This is a genomic window from Neorhizobium huautlense (assembly GCF_002968575.1).
GTDB lineage: Bacteria > Pseudomonadota > Alphaproteobacteria > Rhizobiales > Rhizobiaceae > Neorhizobium > Neorhizobium huautlense.
Map to the genome: position 1 here is coordinate 134,955 of NZ_PVBM01000011.1, position 19,632 is coordinate 154,586.

Annotated in this window: 18 protein-coding genes; 2 read left to right on the top strand and 16 right to left on the bottom strand. The window is 61.5% G+C overall.

All coding sequences use genetic code 11. The features are described 5' to 3' along the window. Positions 1-88 precede the first annotated feature (88 nt). Both C5L12_RS14430 and C5L12_RS14435 read left to right on the top strand, forming a co-directional pair. Positions 89-1,024 carry a tyrosine recombinase XerC gene (locus C5L12_RS14430; RefSeq protein ID WP_105372737.1) on the top strand — a complete coding sequence of 312 codons (936 nt, stop codon included), beginning with the start codon at positions 89-91 and terminating at the stop codon, positions 1,022-1,024. Positions 1,025-1,105: 81 nt separating this feature from the next. Then, positions 1,106-2,182, top strand: a complete 1,077-nt coding sequence (locus C5L12_RS14435) for a TraB/GumN family protein (protein WP_105372785.1) — start codon at positions 1,106-1,108, stop codon at positions 2,180-2,182. On the opposite strand, the gene C5L12_RS14440 is transcribed toward C5L12_RS14435, so the two are convergent. The 16 genes from C5L12_RS14440 to sdhA form a co-directional block, all read right to left on the bottom strand. Continuing rightward, positions 2,166-2,669 (bottom strand): cytochrome b, encoded by a 504-nt coding sequence (locus C5L12_RS14440; RefSeq protein ID WP_105372738.1) that lies wholly within the window; start codon positions 2,667-2,669, stop codon positions 2,166-2,168. The two genes, C5L12_RS14435 and C5L12_RS14440, sit on opposite strands and share 17 nt — an antisense overlap. A 209-nt stretch (positions 2,670-2,878) precedes the next feature. Beyond that, a complete protein-coding gene (lpdA, locus tag C5L12_RS14445) occupies positions 2,879-4,285 on the bottom strand; it encodes a dihydrolipoyl dehydrogenase (protein ID WP_105372739.1) in 1,407 nt (468 codons plus the stop codon). Between the two features lie 26 nt (positions 4,286-4,311). Then, positions 4,312-5,064, bottom strand: a complete 753-nt coding sequence (locus tag C5L12_RS14450) for an SDR family oxidoreductase (protein WP_105372740.1) — start codon at positions 5,062-5,064, stop codon at positions 4,312-4,314. Further along, positions 5,061-5,561, bottom strand: a complete 501-nt coding sequence (locus C5L12_RS14455) for a hypothetical protein (protein ID WP_157949050.1) — start codon at positions 5,559-5,561, stop codon at positions 5,061-5,063. The genes C5L12_RS14450 and C5L12_RS14455 overlap by 4 nt, the downstream gene beginning before the upstream one ends. Before the next feature lie 4 nt (positions 5,562-5,565). Continuing rightward, positions 5,566-5,982 (bottom strand): MAPEG family protein, encoded by a 417-nt coding sequence (locus tag C5L12_RS14460; RefSeq protein ID WP_105372742.1) that lies wholly within the window; start codon positions 5,980-5,982, stop codon positions 5,566-5,568. A 14-nt stretch (positions 5,983-5,996) separates the two neighbouring features. Next, positions 5,997-7,241 carry a 2-oxoglutarate dehydrogenase complex dihydrolipoyllysine-residue succinyltransferase gene (gene odhB, locus C5L12_RS14465; RefSeq protein WP_105372743.1) on the bottom strand — a complete coding sequence of 415 codons (1,245 nt, stop codon included), beginning with the start codon at positions 7,239-7,241 and terminating at the stop codon, positions 5,997-5,999. A gap of 30 nt (positions 7,242-7,271) precedes the next feature. After that, complete coding sequence (locus tag C5L12_RS14470) at positions 7,272-7,598, bottom strand: YciI family protein (protein ID WP_105372744.1); 327 nt, start codon at positions 7,596-7,598, stop codon at positions 7,272-7,274. A 13-nt stretch (positions 7,599-7,611) separates the two neighbouring features. After that, the gene (locus C5L12_RS14475) at positions 7,612-10,608 is read right to left on the bottom strand and encodes a 2-oxoglutarate dehydrogenase E1 component (protein WP_105372786.1); all 2,997 of its coding nucleotides are present in this window, start codon (positions 10,606-10,608) and stop codon (positions 7,612-7,614) included. 221 nt (positions 10,609-10,829) lie between these two features. Then, complete coding sequence (sucD, locus tag C5L12_RS14480; protein ID WP_105372745.1) at positions 10,830-11,735, bottom strand: succinate--CoA ligase subunit alpha; 906 nt, start codon at positions 11,733-11,735, stop codon at positions 10,830-10,832. A 19-nt stretch (positions 11,736-11,754) separates the two neighbouring features. Further along, entirely contained in the window at positions 11,755-12,948 is a 1,194-nt protein-coding gene (sucC, locus tag C5L12_RS14485) for an ADP-forming succinate--CoA ligase subunit beta (RefSeq protein WP_105372746.1), read from the bottom strand. Between the two features lie 36 nt (positions 12,949-12,984). Further along, a complete protein-coding gene (gene mdh, locus C5L12_RS14490) occupies positions 12,985-13,947 on the bottom strand; it encodes a malate dehydrogenase (RefSeq protein ID WP_105372747.1) in 963 nt (320 codons plus the stop codon). 175 nt (positions 13,948-14,122) lie between these two features. Then, on the bottom strand, positions 14,123-15,286 hold the full coding sequence (gene zapE / locus C5L12_RS14495) for a cell division protein ZapE (RefSeq protein ID WP_105372748.1): 1,164 nt from the start codon (positions 15,284-15,286) through the stop codon (positions 14,123-14,125). Between the two features lie 27 nt (positions 15,287-15,313). Next, positions 15,314-15,841: a protease inhibitor Inh/omp19 family protein gene (locus tag C5L12_RS14500; protein WP_105372787.1), complete on the bottom strand. Its 528-nt coding sequence runs from the start codon at positions 15,839-15,841 to the stop codon at positions 15,314-15,316. A 241-nt stretch (positions 15,842-16,082) separates the two neighbouring features. Continuing rightward, entirely contained in the window at positions 16,083-16,862 is a 780-nt protein-coding gene (locus tag C5L12_RS14505; RefSeq protein ID WP_105372749.1) for a succinate dehydrogenase iron-sulfur subunit, read from the bottom strand. After that, positions 16,855-17,775, bottom strand: a complete 921-nt coding sequence (locus C5L12_RS14510) for a glycosyltransferase family 25 protein (protein ID WP_157949051.1) — start codon at positions 17,773-17,775, stop codon at positions 16,855-16,857. The genes C5L12_RS14505 and C5L12_RS14510 overlap by 8 nt, the downstream gene beginning before the upstream one ends. 10 nt (positions 17,776-17,785) lie before the next feature. Further along, complete coding sequence (gene sdhA, locus C5L12_RS14515; RefSeq protein ID WP_105372751.1) at positions 17,786-19,630, bottom strand: succinate dehydrogenase flavoprotein subunit; 1,845 nt, start codon at positions 19,628-19,630, stop codon at positions 17,786-17,788. Positions 19,631-19,632 lie beyond the last annotated feature (2 nt).

Sequence of the window (19,632 nt, forward strand, 5' to 3'; positions counted from 1 at the left end):
GATGACATAGTTACCAATGATTAGGAATTCCGTAACGCCGTCGGTAGCAATCTGGGGCGTCCTTTCCCGGAATTCAACAGGCCGTAGATTGAATGAACTGCTGATTATTGCCGCACCCGATCTGATGGAAAAGCGCCGCGCATGGCTCGAGAGCCTCGCCAGCGAGCGCCGTTTGTCGGGCAACACCCTTGATGCCTATGAGCGGGACACGCGTCAATTTCTGACGTTCCTGACAGGTCATATGGGCGGCCCCGCCAAACTTTCCGACATCCATTCGCTGCGTCCGGCGGATCTGCGAGCCTTCCTGGCTGCACGCCGTCGCGACGGTTCCGGCGCCCGCTCGCTCGGACGGCATCTTGCCGGACTGCGCTCGTTTCTGCGCTATCTGGAGCGCAAGGGATTGGTCAATGCAGCCGCCGCAGGCGCCATCCGTGCGCCGAAGCAGCCGAAATCGCTTCCCAAGCCACTGACGGATCGCCAGGCCCTCGACCTGGTCAAGATAGACGCACAATTGCAGGAAGAGCCGTGGATTGCCGCACGGGACGCGGCAGTCCTTGCTCTCCTTTATGGCTGCGGTCTGCGCATTTCGGAGGCGCTAGGGCTGCAGCCCACGGACCTGACGCCGGAATCGACAACCCTGCGCATCACGGGCAAGGGAGGCAAGACCCGCATCGTGCCCCTTCTTCCGGTCGTGTTCGAAGCCGTTGCTGTCTATCGGAAACTCTGCCCGTATCATCTCCCGGCCGACGAGCCGTTGTTCCGGGGCGCCCGCGGAGGGCCGCTGCAGCCAGCCATCATCCAGCGCGAGATGCAGAAGCTCAGAAGCGCTTTCGGTCTGCAGGAGACGGCAACACCGCATGCCCTGAGGCATTCCTTCGCCACACATCTGCTGGCCGGCGGCGGCGATCTCCGCACGATCCAGGAGCTGCTCGGCCATGCCAGCCTATCCACCACCCAAGTCTATACGGGCGTCGATTCATCGCGGCTGCTTGAGGTCTACGACCGCGCCCATCCCCGCGCATGAACCAAGTTTTAACCACCGGCGTTAAACGGTTGGCGAGCCGCCACGAGTAAGATGCCGGCTGCCTTTCAGACGGATGACATGATGACTGCCGCCCTTGCTTCCACCACCGGCGCCTTTTTCCAGCGCGCCCAGAGCCTCACGCTGTGGCTGATCGCCGCTATCCACGTGGTCATGCTCGCATCCTTGCTTCTCGTTCTCGGCTCGCTGTCGCCGGCGCGCGCGCAAGAGGCGGGTTGCGGAGGAACAAACCTCCTTGAGGAGATGAAGGCCGAAAACCCGTCCCTCTACAGGGAGGTCATGGCGGAAGGTGCCAAGGTTCCCAATGGCAAGGGCGTCTTGTGGAAGATCGAGAAGGACGGCGCCGCGCCTTCCTACCTGCTCGGGACCATGCATGTTTCCGATCCGCGGGTCCTCGCCATGTCGGCGGCCGCGGTGAACGCTCAGGCCGCCAGCAAGACTATCGTCATCGAATCGGACGAGGTGCTGGACGAGAAGAAGGCGATGGCTGGCATTCTCACCAAGCCCGAACTCACCATGTTCACGGACGGCAGCTCGATCGAAAAACTGTTGCCGAAAGAGGATATCACGCTTCTTGAAGACGGATTGAAGAAGCGCGGCATCCCGCTCGCCGCCGTTTCACGGATGAAACCGTGGATGCTGATGTCCTTCGTCTCCCTACCTGCGTGCGAAATGGCCCGAAAGGCCAAAAATCCCGATTTCCTGGACAAACAGATCGCCCGTGATGCCATTGCGGCCGGAAAGTCCGTGAAGGGATTGGAAACCTTCGCAGAGCAGCTGTCGGCGATGGCGGCAATCCCGATCGAGTTCCACTTGAAATCCCTGGTCGAGACCATAAGGCTCGGGCCGAAAATGGATGACGTCTTCGAAACGATGACGGAACTTTATCTTGCCGGAGATATCGGCATCACGATGCCGCTGCTGAAGGCAGTCGCACCCGATGGCAGCGACGAAGCAGGTTATGCCGAATTCGAGAAGATCGTCGTGACCAAGCGCAACCATCTGATGGCAGAGCGCGCCGCCCCGATTCTCGGCGAAGGCTCCGCCTTCGTTGCCGTCGGCGCTCTCCACCTGCCTGGCGAAGAAGGCCTGATCGAATTGCTGCGCAAGCAGGGCTTCACGGTTACAGAGGCGAACTGACACCGCGGGTCATCCGCCGCAGGACATCCGTCTTCCAGTAGAACTGGTGCACAAGCGCGCCGCCGATATGGGCGATGATCAGCCCCCACATGAAAAGCTTCATCGGCTCGGCATGGGCAAAGGCTGCGGTCTTGTTTCCGAAATAGTAGGCGCCGATGCCGGCAAACGGCATCACGAAGAACAGCGCATAAAAGGCCCAATGGCTGATCTTCGCGACCATGCGCAGCAAGGGTGGCTCTTCCTTCGGTTCCGGCGGAGCGCCTTGAATGAAGCGAAGACAGAGCCGGAGGAAGCCCAGCGCCAGCACCGCAATACCCACATAGGCGTGGATGTTGGCGGCGCTCACCTGCTCGGGCGTCGGCGTCTGCCCGCCGAAGAAGATTCGACCCCAGGTCTCCATCGCCTCGGCGAAGAGCAGGTTGAAGAAGATCAGCGCGGCCATCAACCAATGCAGGATACGCTGCGGAAGTGAGAAGGAGGTTGCCATTGTCTCCACCTTTCGGAAAACGGGAACATGGCAGCCAGTCTATGAGGCTTCGCCCGACTCTCAAGCGAAAGCAGCAATCCTGTCCAAGATTTAATCCTGGATTTGATGATTGCCAAAGCGGCGCCAAGCAGGCCGACACAGACTCCGCCTGAACAGAAAAGGCGGGACTTGCATCCCGCCTCTTTCAACCTTCGATCGACCTGACCGCGTTACATATGGATAGGCTTGAAGAAGGTCCCGAGCGCCGCTTCTTTCACCGCCTCCGACATCGTTGGGTGCGCGTGGCAGGTACGGCCGAGGTCTTCGGAAGAGCCCCCGAATTCCATGAGAACGGCAATCTCGTGAATCATCTCGCCGGCCCCGAAACCAACGATATGGCCGCCGAGAACCCGGTCGGTGTCCTTGTCGGCGAGGATCTTCACGAAGCCGTCCGTCGCCAGCATGGCACGGGCACGGCCATTTGCGGTGAACGGAAACTTGCCGACCTTGTAGGCGATGCCTGCGGCCTTTAGCTCTTCCTCTGTCTTGCCGACGGAGGCGACTTCCGGCTGGGTGTAGACGACGCCCGGGATGACATCGTAGTTCACATGACCGTGCTGCCCGGCGAGGATTTCGGCAAGCGCGACGCCTTCGTCTTCAGCCTTGTGGGCGAGCATCGGCCCCTTCACCACGTCGCCGATCGCGTAGATGCCGGCCACGTTGGTCTTGAAATGGCCATCGATTTCGACGCGGCCGCGATTATCGAGCGCCACGCCTGCCTCTTCGAGGCCAAGATCTGCCGTATAGGGCTTGCGGCCCGTCGAGATCAGCACGACGTCGGCCTCGACGGTCTGGGCCTCCCCGCCCTTGACCGGCTCATAAGTGACCTTGGCGCCATTGGCGGTTTTCTCGACGCCGGTGACTTTGGCATCGGTGCGGATATCCATGCCCTGTTTTGCCATCATGCGCTGGAACTGCTTGGAAACCTCGCCATCCATTCCGCCCAGAAGCTTGTCGAGATATTCCACGACGGTGACCTTTGCCCCGAGGCGGGACCAGACGGAGCCGAGCTCCATGCCGATGACGCCGCCTCCGACGACCACCAGATGCTGCGGCACCTTGTCGAGTGCGATGGCGCCGGTAGAGGAGACGATAGTCTTCTCATCGATCTCGACATTGACGCCGGGAATTCCGGCGACGTCCGAGCCCGTTGCGATCACGATATTCTTCGCCTCGAGCTCCTGAACCTTGCCGTCCTCGCCGGTGACCGAAACCTTGCCCGCGGCCACGATCTTGCCGGTGCCCTGGAAGCCGTCGATCTTGTTCTTCTTGAAGAGGAAGGAAACACCGTCGACATTGGACTTCACGGTCGCATCCTTGTGCGCCATCATCTTCTCGAGGTTCAGCTTGGGAGCGGAAACCTCGACGCCGAGCGCGTCCATGCCATGAGCGGCGTGATGGAACATCTCCGAAGCGTGCAGCAGCGCCTTGGACGGGATGCAGCCGACGTTGAGGCAAGTCCCGCCATAGGTGGCGCGCTTTTCCACGACCGCAACCTTGAGGCCGAGCTGAGCCGCCTTGACCGCGCAGACATAACCGCCCGGGCCGCTTCCGATTACGATCACATCATAAGCCATAATCTTCTTTCCTTTTCTCTATTCGGTTAGCGCCCGCCGCTCACGTCGAGGATAGCGCCGGTTATATAGGAAGCCGTCGGCGATAGAAGATAGAGGACGGCATCCGCCACCTCCTCCGCCCTGCCCGGCCGTTGCATGGGAATGCTGGAAGCCATTTCTCGCGCCCTGTCCGGCAGGCCTCCGGACGCATGGATGTCTGTGTCGATGACGCCCGGACGGATTGCGTTGACGCGTATACCCTCGGTGGCGACCTCGCGCGCCAGCCCGATCGTCAGCGTGTCGATCGCGGCCTTGGAGGCGGCATAGTCGACATATTGGCCCGGCGAACCGAGCTTGGCTGCCATGGAGGATATGTTGACGATTGCGCCGCCCCTGCCGCCATGTTTCGTGGACATGCGACGCACGGCCTCGCCGGCACACAGGATCGAGCCGGTCACGTTGATCCGCATCATGCGTTCGACACGTTCCGCGCTCATTTCGTCAATGCGCTGCGGTATGTCGACAATGCCGGCATTGTTCACCAGCCCGTCGAGCCGACCGAAATGCTTATCCACGACCTCGAACATCGAAACGATCTCGGCCGCGTTGCCGAGATCGGCTTTGATTGCAACACCCTTGCCGCCTGCCGCCTCGATGGCGGCGACGACTTCTTCGGCGGCCTTCTGATTGGACGTGTAGTTCACCGCCACATGCCAGCCGCGGCTTGCTGCCAAAAGCGAAACCGCCGCGCCGATACCGCGGCTTCCGCCGGTTACCAGTAGAACGGGCGCTTCCGTCATTTTGTACATTCCTTGAATTCGTAGAGATCCCATGGGACAGACTTGAGGCCGCTCTTTTCCCACAGGCCGGAATGCCGAATTGCAGGTCCGAGGCCGGACATCAGGACGGCATCCGGCGCCCGGCTGCCCTCGGGGCCTAATATGTCGATATGGCCGCTCGCGACATCCAGGACATAAGGCACGCCTGTCCAGACGGTGCAGGCTCTCAATTCGGCCCCCGTTGCATCTCCCTGAGGGCAGTTGTTCATTGCCATTCCGGCCGGGCGAGCGGAGTCCTCGTCATACATGACGTTGCCGTCGAGCTTCAGCTTGCCGCCGGTCACGGTGAACAGATGGCTGACCGCCGCCGCATCGGACCCCACGGGCTTGAAGGAGAGGACGGTTCCGGCCTCCGCCTCGACAAACACCGCCTTTTCGATCGCGCATCTGTCTGCGGCCGAAGCCACGGCCGGCATCAGGCATAAAGGCAGCAGCCATGTCTTCAGGCAAAGGCTCATGGCGTCACCAGAAAAGCGCGATCATCATGGCCAGCAATCCGAACATGCTGATCAGCCAGACGAAAGATCGAAGATAAGGGATGCCTGCGAGATAGAGAGGCACGTAGACGATCCGCGCGGCAAACCAGATCCATCCGCCGGCAAGACCCAGACCCGAGGAGTCGTCGCCCGCAAAGGCGACACCGAGCAGAAGACCTACAAAGGCCGGATAGGTTTCCTGGAAATTCCTGGACGCCCTCGCCGCCCGCCCGGCGAGTTCGCCGTTCGGTTCGCGGCCATCGTCCCGCGGACCTGCGTTCCAGGCCGAGCCAAGCTCACGGGTCGAAAGCACACCCTGGAGCAGGATGTGGAAGACGAGCAGGATCACGCTCAGGGTAAGCAGCGCCATGTAAGGCGTGACCGTAACCCCGAGCGTCTCCATGTCAGGCTCCCGTCTTAGAGATCGAGGACCAAGCGTTCCGGATCTTCGAGGCTTTCCTTCACACGGACGAGGAAGGTTACGGCTTCCTTGCCGTCCACCATCCGGTGATCGTAGGACAGCGCCAGATACATCATCGGACGGATGACGACCTGACCGCCGATCGCGACCGGACGCTCCTGGATCTTGTGCATGCCGAGGATGCCGGATTGCGGAGCGTTCAGGATCGGCGAGGACATCAGCGATCCGTAGACGCCGCCGTTGGAAATGGTGAAGGTGCCGCCCTGCATGTCAGCCATCGAAAGCTGGCCGTCGCGGGCAAGCTTTCCGAGGCGGCCGATCTCCTTTTCGATCTCTGCAATCGACATCTGGTCGGCATCGCGAACGACCGGAACGACCAGACCCTTGTCGGTGCCGACGGCAACGCCGACGTGACAATAGTTCTTGTAGATGATGTCGGTGCCGTCGATCTCGGCATTGACTGCCGGCAGTTCCTTCAGGGCATGGGTGACAGCCTTCGTGAAGAAGCCCATGAAGCCGAGCTTCACGCCGTGCTTCTTCTCGAAGATGTCCTTGTACTTGTTACGCAGGTCCATGACGGCCTTCATGTCCACCTCGTTATAGGTGGTCAGCATGGCGGCGGTATTCTGCGCATCCTTCAGACGACGTGCGATCGTCTGGCGCAGGCGCGTCATCTTCACGCGCTCTTCGCGGGCAGCATCGTCGGCGGAGGAAACCGGACGGGGAGCAGCCGGAGTTGCAGGCGCCTGGGCCGGAGCTGAAACCCCCTTGGCGACGGCTGCGATGACGTCGCCCTTCAGAACCTGGCCGCGCTTCCCGGAACCGTCGATATCGGCGGTGGAAATGTTGTTGTCGGCGGCGATCTTCGCGGCGGCCGGAGCCGGCGGCATGGACGATGCGGCGGCCGGCGCAGCGGTCGGAGCCGGAGCTGCGGGTTCTGCAGCCTTGGCGGGCGCGGCTTCCGCGGGCTTGGCAGCCGGAGTGGCAGTAGCCGCACCTGCAGCACCTTCGGCAATCTGGCCGAGCAGGGCGCCCAGGCCCACGGTTTCACCGTTGTTGGCGACGATCTCGGTCAGAACGCCAGAAGCCGGAGCCGGAACTTCGACAGTCACCTTATCCGTTTCGAGCTCGAGGAGCGGCTCGTCCGCCTTGACCGTGTCGCCCACCTTCTTGAACCAGGTGCCGACGGTTGCCTCGCTAACGGATTCTCCGAGGGTGGGAACGCGGATTTCAGTGGCCATTGTTGTGAGTTCCTGAATGGTTGTTTTCGTTTATTCGGCAGCCGCGGCGGTTGCCGCTGACTTCCGGAGAATGATGGAGGGCATGGGAGAAATTTCAAACCGGAAGCCGAAGCCCGCCTTGATCACGGGGTCGTCGTCCGCCAGCACCTGGGCAGCGGCCTGGTCGGCGGCCTCCACCACAGCGATGCCGAAAGCCCCGTCCACTGCAAAGACCGGACCGACGGCGATCGCGCTGCCCGTTTCCGCAAGCTCCCGCCAATAATCGGCATGAAGCTGCATCGCCGACATTTCCTCCGGCGATGCATCGAACGGAAAGCCCGGCCTTGGCGGTACGAGCTTCAGGTGAAAATAGGCCATCGGCCTCTCTCCTTTACCCGCCGAGCGCGTCTTCGAGGAAGGCCTCGAGCTGCGCCAGATGCTTGGACATCAGACCCGTTGCCGGCGAAGCCGCAGCCGGGCGGCCCGTATAACGGACCCGCTGATACTTCGCATCGATATGCGCCAGCACCCATTCCAGGTACGGATCGATGAACGCCCAGGCGCCCATGTTCTTCGGCTCTTCCTGGCACCAGACCATTTCCGCGTTCCGGAAGCGGGACAGCTCGTTGATGAGCGCCTTGGCCGGGAACGGATAGAGCTGTTCGATGCGCAGCAGGTAGATGTCGTCGATGCCACGCTTTTCGCGTTCTTCCAGCAGGTCGTAATAGACCTTGCCGGTGCAGAGCACGACGCGGCGGATCTTGGCATCCTTCTGCAGCTTGATCGGGCCGTCCTTGATGACCTCCGCATCGTCCCACAAGAGGCGGTGGAAAGAGGATTCGCCCGCCATTTCGGCCAGCGTCGAGGTGGCGCGCTTGTGCCGCAACAGCGACTTCGGCGTCATCAGGATCAACGGCTTGCGGAAATCGCGCTTCACCTGCCGGCGGAGAATGTGGAAGTAGTTCGCCGGCGTCGTGCAATTGGCGACCTGCATATTGTCTTCGGCGCACATCTGCAGCCAACGCTCCAGACGGGCGGACGAATGTTCCGGGCCCTGGCCTTCATAGCCATGCGGCAGAAGGCAGACGAGACCGGACATGCGCAGCCACTTGCGCTCGCCCGACGAGATGAATTGGTCGAAAACCACCTGCGCGCCGTTTGCAAAGTCCCCGAACTGCGCTTCCCAAAGCGTCAGCGCATTCGGACGCGCCAGCGAATAGCCGTATTCGAAGCCAAGCACCGCCTCTTCCGAGAGCATCGAGTTGATGACTTCGTAGCGGGCTTGGGTGGGAGACAGATTGGCGAGCGGAATGAAGCGCTCCTCGGTCTCCTGATCGTAGAGCACCGAATGACGCTGCGAGAACGTGCCGCGTTCGCAATCCTGACCGGAAAGACGGATTTTCGTGCCTTCCGTGACAAGCGAACCGAAAGCGAGAGCTTCGGCCATCGCCCAGTCGATGCCTTCGCCGGTCTCGACCATCTGCGCGCGGTTTTCCATGAAGCGCTTGATCGTGCGGTGGGCGTTGAAGCCGTCCGGGACCGTCGACAGCTTGCGGCCGATCTCCTTCAGCTGCTTCATCGGCATGGCGGTCTTGCCGCGCCGCTGTTCGTCGGCATTGTCGGCCGAGCGCAAGCCGGACCACTGGCCATCCAGCCAGTCGGCCTTGTTGGGCTTATAGCTCTGGCCGGCTTCGAACTCCGCTTCGAGATGAGCGCGCCAATCGGCCTTCATCTTCTCGAATTCGCCCTCGGAAAGCAGCCCTTCCGAGATCAGGCGGTCGGCGTAAAGCTGTGCAACCGTCTTGTGGCCGCGGATCACCTTGTACATCTTCGGCTGCGTGAACGCCGGCTCGTCGCCTTCGTTGTGACCGAAGCGGCGGTAGCAGAACATGTCTATCACGACCGGCTTGTGGAACTTCATCCGGTATTCGGTTGCAACCTTCGCCGCATAGACGACCGCTTCCGGATCGTCGCCGTTGACGTGGAAGATCGGGGCTTCGATCATCTTGGCAACGTCGGACGGATAGGGCGAGGAGCGCGAGAAGGCCGGATTGGTGGTGAAGCCGATCTGGTTGTTGATGATGAAGTGCATGGTGCCGGCGACGCGGTGGCCGCGCAGACCGGACAAGCCGAGGATTTCCGCCACGACGCCTTGGCCGGCAAAGGCCGCATCGCCGTGCAGCAAGAGCGGCAGAACCTTGGCACGCTCCTTGAGCGGAATGACGTCACCTTCCCACACCTTCGCCAGCAGGTCCTGCTTGGCGCGAGCCTTGCCCATGACGACCGGGTTGACGATTTCGAGATGCGAGGGGTTCGCCGTCAGCGACAGATGGACCTTGTTGCCGTCGAACTCGCGGTCCGAGGAAGCGCCGAGATGGTACTTCACGTCGCCCGAACCTTCGACTTCGTCAGGCTTGAACGAGCCGCCCTTGAATTCGTGAAACACGGCGCGGTGCGGCTTGCCCATGACGTTGGTGAGCACGTTGAGGCGACCGCGGTGCGCCATGCCGAGCACAACTTCCTCAAGGCCTTCCTGGCCACCACGCTTGATGATCTGTTCCAGCGCCGGGATCAGCGATTCACCACCGTCGAGACCGAAGCGCTTGGTGCCCTTGAACCGCACGTCGAGGAACTGTTCATACCCTTCGCCTTCGACCAGCTTCTGGAGGATCGCCTTCTTGCCGGCGGGAGTGAACTCGACGCCCTTGTCGGGTCCCTCGATCCGCCCTTGGATCCAGGCCTTCTCTTCCGGATTGGAGATATGCATGAATTCGACGCCGAGCGTCGAGCAATAGGTGCGCTCGAGGATCGCGATCATCTCGCGAATGGTCGCATATTCGAGACCCAGCACGTTGTCGATGAAGATCTTGCGATCGTAGTCGGCTTCCGTGAAACCGTATGCCGTCGGCGAAAGCTCGTTGTAATCCTCGACCGGAGCGGCAAGACCGAGAGGATCGAGCTTCGCATGCAGGTGGCCGCGCATGCGATAGGCGCGGATCATCATGATGGCGCGGACGCTGTCGCGCGTTGCCTGCAGGATGTCAGCCTCGTTGACCGGCTTGCCGGCGGCAACTGCCGCAGCTTCGGCCTTCGCCTTGACCTTGCTTTCGATGGCTTTTTCCACGACCGGCCAATTGCCGTCCAACGCCGACACCAGCTCGCCGTTGGCAGCGATCGGCCAGTTCTTGCGCTGCCAGGAAGCACCACGCGCCGCGCTCTTCACGTCATTCGGGTTATCGGCCAGTGCCTTGAAGAAGGCTTGCCATTCCGGGGCTACCGAATTCGGATCGTCCTCATACCGGGCATGAAGCTGCTCGATATAGGCCGCATTCGCGCCGTCGAGGAAGGAAGTGATGAGGAACTGCTCGTTGGCTTCTTGCCGTGCCATGGTTTCCTGCGGGCGCCGCGCCCGCCTCCTGACGTAATCGGAAACCGAAAAAACTTCCGGCATCCGCATTTTCTTGGTCTTCATCTGTTATTTTCAACCGCCGGGGCGGCGCGCGCCTAAGGCGCGAAACAGACAGGCGAGGCTTGGACTGCTTCGCCTGTCTGAAACTTGCCGGATCAATCGCCGCCTATCTATCGGCAGCGATTGTCCCTTATGTGGCGTCAGCCCTTGAGGACTTCAACCAAGGTCTTGCCGAGGCGGGCCGGAGACGGCGACACCTTGATGCCTGCCGATTCCATGGCGGCGATCTTCGATTCCGCGTCACCCTTGCCGCCGGAAACCACCGCACCGGCGTGACCCATCGTGCGGCCCTTGGGCGCTGTACGGCCCGCGATAAAGCCAGCCATCGGCTTCTTGCGGCCCTTTTTGGCTTCGTCCTTGAGGAACTGTGCGGCATCCTCCTCCGCCGAGCCGCCGATTTCGCCGATCATGATGATCGACTGCGTGGCTTCGTCAGCGAGGAACATTTCAAGCACATCGATGAACTCGGTGCCCTTGACCGGGTCGCCGCCGATGCCGACAGCTGTCGTCTGGCCGAGACCCTCGTTGGAGGTCTGGAACACGGCTTCGTAGGTGAGCGTGCCCGAACGGGAAACGATGCCGACCGAACCCTTGCGGAAGATGGAGCCCGGCATGATGCCGATCTTGCATTCTTCCGGCGTCAGGATGCCTGGGCAGTTCGGTCCGAGCAGGCGGGACTTCGAACGGTCGAGGCGAGCCTTGACGCGCACCATGTCCATCACCGGAATGCCTTCCGTGATGCAGGTGATGAACGGGATCTCGGCTTCGATCGCTTCGATGATCGCGTCAGCGGCGCCTGCCGGCGGCACGTAGATCACGGTCGCGTCAGCGCCGGTCTTTTCCTTGGCTTCCGCAACCGAGGTAAAGATCGGCAGCGACGTGCCGTCGACGCCGGACGACCACGATTCGCCGCCCTTCTTGGGATGAACGCCGCCCACCATCTTGGTGCCGTAATAGGCGAGCGCCTGCTCCGTATGGAAAGTTCCGGTCTTGCCGGTCAGGCCCTGGACGATGACCTTTGTGTCTTTGTTGACGAGAATAGACATTGGTTCCGGTCCTTCCAGGTTAGGCTTCGATCGCCGCGACGATCTTCTTCGCCGCGTCGTCAAGGTCGTCAGCCGCCGTGATAGCGAGACCAGACTCGTTCAGGATTTTCTTGCCGAGCTCGACATTGGTGCCTTCGAGGCGCACGACGAGCGGAACCTTCAGGCCGACTTCCTGCACCGCCGCGACAACGCCTTCGGCGATGACGTCGCAGCGCATGATGCCGCCGAAGATATTGACCAGGATGCCTTCGACCTTCGGGTCGGCGGTGATGATCTTGAAGGCCGCAGCGACCTTCTCCTTGCCGGCGCCGCCGCCGACGTCGCAGAAGTTCGCAGGCTCCTTGCCGTAGAGCTTGATGATGTCCATCGTCGCCATGGCGAGACCGGCACCGTTGACCATGCAGCCGATATTGCCGTCGAGTGCGACATAGGCGAGGTCCCACTTGGAGGCCTCGATTTCCTTGGCGTCTTCTTCGGTCTCGTCGCGCAGCGCCTTCACGTCGTCGTGGCGGAACAGCGCATTGCCGTCGAACGACATCTTCGCATCGAGCACGCGCAGGTGGCCATTCTGCATGACGATCAGCGGGTTGATCTCAAGAAGAGCCATGTCCTTCTCGCTGAAGGCCTTGTAGAGCAGCGGGAAGAGCGACTTGGCATCTTCGGCGGCAGCGCCTTCCAGCGCCAGAGCCTTGGAGATCGCCGCGATATCGGCAGCCGTTACGCCTGCTTCCGGATCGATGGCGATCGTGTGGATCTTCTCAGGCGTGTCATGGGCGACCGCTTCGATGTCCATGCCGCCTTCGGTGGAGACCACGAAAGCGACGCGGCCGACCGAGCGATCGACCAACAGCGAGCAGTAGAGTTCGCGGGCAATATCGGCGCCATCCTCGATATAGAGGCGGTTGACCTGCTTGCCGGCAGGGCCGGTCTGCGCGGTCACCAGGGTGTTGCCGAACATTTCCTTGGCATGGGCGACCACTTCGTCGATTGACTTGGCGAGACGGACCCCGCCCTTGGCTTCAGGAGAAAGCTCCTTGAACTTGCCCTTGCCGCGGCCGCCGGCGTGGATCTGACTCTTGACCACGTAGAGCGGGCCGGGAAGCGACTTGGCAGCAGCTTCGGCCTCTTCGACCTTCAGGATAGCAACGCCTTCAGCAACCGGCGCGCCATACCCCTTCAGCAGAGCCTTGGCCTGATATTCATGAATGTTCATGGGTTTGTCCCTGTTTCGATTACTTCAGCGCGCCCATTACTTCAGAGCGGGGGCGATGTTGATGCAGGCTTCGCAGAGGCCGGCGACGGCGCCGACGGACTTCTGGAAGGCCGCTTCTTCGTCCTTGTTGAATTCGACTTCGATGACGCGCTCGACACCGCCGGCACCGAGGACAACCGGAACGCCGACATACATGTCCTTGACGCCGTACTGGCCGGTCAGATGAGCTGCGACCGGCAGGACGCGCTTCTTGTCCTTGAGGTAGGATTCCGCCATTTCGATTGCGGAAGCAGCCGGGGCATAATAGGCCGAGCCGGTCTTCAGCAGGCCGACGATTTCGGCGCCGCCGTCGCGGGTGCGCTGGATGATCTCTTCAAGGCGTTCCTTGGTGGTCCAGCCCATCTTCACGAGATCAGTCAGAGGGATGCCGCCGACGGTCGAATAACGGGCGAGCGGCACCATCGTGTCGCCATGGCCTCCAAGAACGAAGGCTGTAACGTCCTGAACGGAAACGTTGAATTCTTCGGAAATGAAGAGGCGGAAGCGGGCGGAGTCGAGCACGCCGGCCATGCCGACGACCATGTTCTTCGGCAGGCCGGAGAACTTCTGCAGAGCCCAGACCATCGCGTCCAGCGGATTGGTGATGCAGATCACGAAGGCGTTCGGGGCATATTTCTTGATGCCGGCACCCACCTGCTCCATGACCTTGAGGTTGATGCCGAGCAGATCGTCGCGGCTCATTCCGGGCTTGCGGGCGACGCCAGCGGTGACGATGCAGACATCGGCTCCTTCAATGGCTGCGTAATCGCTTGCGCCGGAAAGCTTCGCATTGAAGCCTTCAACAGGGCCGGACTGGGCGATGTCGAGGCCCTTGCCCTGCGGAATGCCGTCGGCGATGTCGAAGAGGACGATGTCGCCCAGTTCCTTCAGACTGGCGAGATGCGCCAGCGTGCCACCAATCATGCCAGAACCAATAAGTGCGATCTTCTTGCGCGCCATCGAAAAGCTTCCTTTCGAGATCCAATCCACGGCAAGCTACGGCAGGCCTGCCAATGTGCCAGACCGCATACCTTCATCCAGCTCTAATGGCAATGGATTATTTTGGAAGCAGGTTTTTCAATCGGTTAGATCATAAAATTCTTACGTAAACGTAAGAATTTATGTCACCAGATCGTTAAGATTGAGTCCGCAGTTCCTGGTGCGCTGCAAGATAATCCGGGCTCCGCATTTCGAATAGGCGGGAGACCGTGCGGTCGAACTCGAAGCCTTCGGTGCCGCGGCGTTCAAGAAGAATGTCCTCCGGCGCGGCGGCCGCGGAGACGTAGAGACGGACCTTCTGATCGTACAGCGCATCGACCAGATTGATCAGACGCTTCGCCTCGTTGCGCTTCTCCGGCCCAAGCCGCGGAATACGTTCGACAAAAACGGTATCGAACCGCTCGGCGATCGCCAGATAGTCCGAGGCACCGAGCGGCCTGCCACAAATGTCCCTGAAATCGAACCTGGCTGCCCGGCCCGTCGCCTCGGGCACATGGATGCTGCGGCCTTTCATCGGTATCTCAAGCGGCTGGACTCTCTTTCCGTCTGTCACCTGATGCCAGGCGGCCTCCATAGCAGCATCGGCGCGCCCATCGAGCGGAGTTATGTAAACCGGCAGGATGGCAAGCTTCTGCAGGCGGTAATCGGTTGGGGAATCCAGCGTGACCACGTCTACATGCTTGGCCAGCAAGCCGATGAACGGCAGGAAGAGCCCGCGGTTCAGGCCGTCTTTATAGAGGTTGTCAGGAGCCACGTTGGACGTCGCTACCAGGATGCAGCCGAGGCCGAAAAGCTCGGTAAAAAGGCGCGCCAGGATCATGGCGTCGGTGATGTCGGCTACCGAGAATTCATCGAAGCAGAGAAGCTCCGCTTCCGCGTAGATCGCCGCAGCGACCGGCGGCACCGGATCGGCCTCGCGCGTCTCGCCGCGCTTCAGCTTCTGACGGTGCGCGTGGATGCGGTTGTGTACGTCGGCCATGAATTCGTGGAAATGGGCCCGGCGCTTTTTCCGGATGGACGCTTTCTTGAAGAACATGTCCATCAGCATGGTCTTGCCGCGCCCGACGCTGCCGTGCACATAAAGCCCGTGAATTTCCCGGGGACGCCCGCCGCCCTTGGCGAACAGCCAGCCGAGAGCGCTCTTCTTCTTGGCCGGCTTCGTATCGCGCAGGCATATCAGGATGTGATCGAGCTTTGCCGCCACGGCGAACTGCGCCGCATCGGCCATCAACACGCCTGATGCCGTGAGAGCTTTCAGCTCTTCGGTGACGCTCGTTGTGTATTCAGGAATAGGTTCCAACCGGGCGTCCTCGAAGGTCGAAGCCTTTTAGCGGCTCAAACTGACCGCCTGACCGGAATTCAGGGTGCCGTCGAAACGGTTTTCGGCCGTCTTGTAAACCCGTCCGATCACGTCGCCCGCGCGATTCTTGAATTGAACCATCTTGCCCGACACTTCCCAGGAGCCCATGGCGGTCAACTCGCCGGCGCAACCGCGGGTGCCGCCTCGCGAGCCGCTACCTAGATTGGTAAGCGTTAGGAACATGTCGCAGGACTGGCCGGCGTTCGAGACGCGCCAGTTGCCGACCATGGCTTCCTTCTTGATGTCGAGGGCACTCGCCGGGGCAGCCGCATTCGGATCGACCGCGGCCATGTTCGGATTTGTCGTCGGCGCAGTCGGAAACTGCGATGTGCCGCCGGGAGGCGGAAGCTGTCCACCCTGAACGGATGGAACCGGCTGCGCCTGAAGCGGAGCAGGCTGGGAAGGGAGATCGCTATAGGGGCTGTAGGAGGTACGTTGGCAACCGGCGAGCGCCATTACGAGGAAAAGACCCGTCGCCACATATCTGAACTGCATCATCTAGCTCCCGCTTTCAGTTGGTACGCCGCCACCAATGCCAACGAATTGAGACGGAATTACCGTAATTCGCTTTGGTTAATCAAGTCGTATTGGAACAAATGATGCCCGCCCTCGAACGCTTCTTTGTCGACCCCTGAAGGAAGTCGACAAAACGGATGCCGAGAGGTAGGGATCCCCGGCGGTCAAGGCACGCCTTCCGATCCCCGTAGTCGGGGACCGGAACGGCTTTCCGAAACGCCTAGACGCGGCGCTCGACCATCATCTTCTTGATTTCGGCAATGGCCTTGGCCGGGTTCAGACCCTTCGGGCAGGTCTGCGCGCAGTTCATGATCGTGTGGCAGCGGTAGAGCCTGAACGGATCCTCGAGATTGTCGAGGCGTTCGCCTTTGGCTTCGTCGCGGCTGTCGATCAGCCAGCGATAGGCCTGCAGCAGGGTGGCCGGGCCGAGGTAACGGTCGCCGTTCCACCAGTAGCTCGGACAGGAGGTCGAGCAGCAGGCGCACAGGATGCACTCGTAGAGGCCGTCGAGCTTCTGGCGGTCTTCGTGGCTCTGCTTCCATTCCTTGGCCGGCGGCGGAGAGACGGTCTTCAGCCAAGGCTCGATCGAACGGTGCTGCGCATAAAAATTGGTGAGATCCGGAACCAGGTCCTTGACGACAGGCATATGCGGAAGCGGGTAAACCTTCACCGTGCCAGTCACATCGTCCATGCCCTTGGTGCAGGCGAGCGTATTGGTGCCGTCGATGTTCATCGCACAGGAGCCGCAGATCCCCTCGCGACAGGAACGGCGGAGCGTGAGCGTCGGATCGATATTGTTCTTGATGTAGAGCAAACCGTCCAGAACCATCGGCCCGCAGTCGTCGACATCGATGTAATAGGTGTCGATGCGCGGGTTCTGGCCGTCGTCGGGATTCCAGCGATAGACACGGTATTCCCTGACGTTCTTGGCGCCTGCGGGCTTCGGCCAGACCTTGCCTTCGGTCATCTGGGAGTTCTTGGGGAGAGCGAGTTCAACCATTGCTAGACTTCCGATCTATGGCAGCAATCGACATTCTGTCTTTCAGGTTATAGTCATCAGGCGCCCATGGGGCGACCATCGTGTTCAGGAGTTTCCAGGGCCGGCCGTCGGTCACAGCCCAGATGAGCTTCAGGCGCTCGAAGCCGCGGCGCAGCGGCATCAGCGCAGCCCGGCCAAAGGGAGCTCTGACGCTCGCGCGTTTTGCCGATTTATCGGTGGCGATGACGCTCGCCATGCCCGACTGCATGATCAGCCAGGGTGAAACATGAGCGACATCGCAGCCGTGAAAGGCCGGATTCCAAAGGAAATCGTCGGCAGGCACGCAGATGTGATCGACACGTGCCAGCAAGCGTTCCGCACCACGCCGGGTGACGAGATAGGCAGCCGAGCCCGATGCAGGACGGAGCGACCGCACCAGTCTGTGAGCGCCGAACCGCCGCAACGGAAGAACTTTCCGCCCACCTGGCCGGAACACCCCTTCGAGCTTCACGATATCCGCGCTCGGTTCCGACTGCAGCAGTTCGGACAGGGTTTCGGCAAAGCCGGCCTGCGGCTCCGCATCGTCTTCCAGCACCAGCGCATGGGCGAGATCGGTTTTCAAAAACTGCCGCCAGGTCAACACATGCCCGGCAAGGCAAGCCTCTTCCGTCAGCATGAAGATCCGGTTGCGATGGCTGTTCCAGGCAACCCCGTCCGGTGGAAACTGCAGGGAAAGCCCTCGAACCGATAGAACGGCAGCAGGATCCTTGCGTGCATCGACAGCCGCAATCCTCTGAAGCGGCCACGCCAGATGACCGAAATGCCGCTCGATCTGTGCCCACCGGTCGGGCGAGCGATCGAGATTGATCGCGAATATGCCGAGGGAGCGGCCCGTGGCAGCCCCCTCGGCGACATCAGCGATTTGCGGCTTCATCGTCATTGGATCAATACACGCGGGCCTTCGGCTCGATCTTGTGCGGATCGATGCCCTCTGCAATCAGTTCGGTATGGACCGGACGATAGTCCAGCTTCACATCGCCCGCCTCGTTGACCCAGGCAAGCGTATGCTTGCGCCAGTTGACGTCGTCGCGGCCGCCGAAAGGACCTTCGGTATAGTCCTCGCGGGCGTGGCTGCCGCGGCTTTCCTTGCGTGCCTCGGCTCCGTAAACCGTCGTGATAGCGTTTGCCATCAGGTTATGAAGTTCGAGCGTCTCGACAAGGTCGGAATTCCAGATCATCGAGCGGTCGGTGACCTTGACGTCCGGCAGCTCCTTCCAGATCGCCGAAAGGCGGCGGCAGCCGGATTCGAGCGATTCCTGGGTGCGGAAAACGGCAGCGTCCTCCTGCATGGCGCGCTGCATCTTATCGCGCAGCACTGCGGTCGGCGTCGAGCCGTTCGCATGCCGCAGGCCGTCGAAGCGCTCCATGATCTTGTCGCAGGCGGCCACGTTGAGCGCCGGGATCGGCTCGGCCTTGTTGATCACCTCCCCGGCGCGGATCGCCGCAGCGCGACCGAAGACCACGAGGTCGATCAGCGAGTTGGAGCCGAGGCGGTTGGCACCGTGTACCGAGGCGCAGCCCGCCTCGCCGACAGCCATCAGGCCCGGCAGCAGACGTTCCGGATTGTTGCTGTCGGCATTGAGCACTTCACCCCAGAAGTTGGTCGGAATACCGCCCATGTTGTAATGCACCGTCGGCAGGACCGGGATCGGCTCCCGCGTCACGTCGACGCCCGCAAAGATCTTGGCGCTCTCGGAAATGCCCGGCAGGCGTTCGTGCAGAACCGCCGGATCAAGATGGTCGAGATGCAGGAAGATGTGGTCCTTGTTCTTGCCGACGCCGCGGCCCTCGCGGATTTCGAGCGTCATGCAGCGCGAGACGACGTCGCGTGAGGCTAGGTCCTTGGCCGAAGGGGCGTAGCGTTCCATGAAGCGCTCGCCCTCGGAGTTGACGAGGTAACCCCCTTCGCCGCGTGCGCCTTCGGTGATCAAACAGCCGGAGCCATAGATGCCGGTCGGATGGAACTGCACGAATTCCATGTCCTGCAGCGGCAGGCCGGCGCGGGCCACCATGCCGCCGCCGTCGCCGGTGCAGGTATGGGCGGATGTCGCCGAAAAATAGGCGCGGCCGTAACCGCCGGTCGCCAGCACCACCATCTTGGCGGCGAAGCGATGGATCGTGCCGTCGTCGAGGTTCCAGGCGACGACGCCGGTGCAGCGGCTGCCGTCATCCGACATGATCAGGTCGAGAGCAAAATATTCGATGAAGAATTCCGCATTGTTCTTCAGCGACTGGCCGTAGAGCGTGTGCAGGATGGCGTGGCCGGTACGGTCGGCGGCGGCGCAGGTGCGCTGCACCGGCGGGCCGGCGCCGAAATTCTGCATGTGGCCGCCGAACGGGCGCTGGTAGATCTTGCCTTCCTCGTTGCGCGAGAAGGGCACGCCGTAGTGCTCGAGTTCGTAGACGGCCTTAGGCGCTTCCATGACCATGTATTGCATGGCATCGACGTCGCCGAGCCAGTCGGAACCCTTGACGGTGTCGTAAAGGTGCCACTGCCAAGAGTCCGGCGTCATGTTCTGCAGCGAGGCGGCGATGCCGCCCTGGGCCGCGACGGTGTGCGAGCGGGTCGGGAAGACCTTGGTGATGCAGGCGGTCTTGAAACCTTGTTCGGCCATGCCGAGCGTGGCGCGGAGGCCCGCGCCGCCGGCGCCGACGACGATCACGTCATAGGAATGGTCGACATAGGTATAGGCCTTGCCGTTCTGGGCGATGGGTGTGACGGATGCCATGA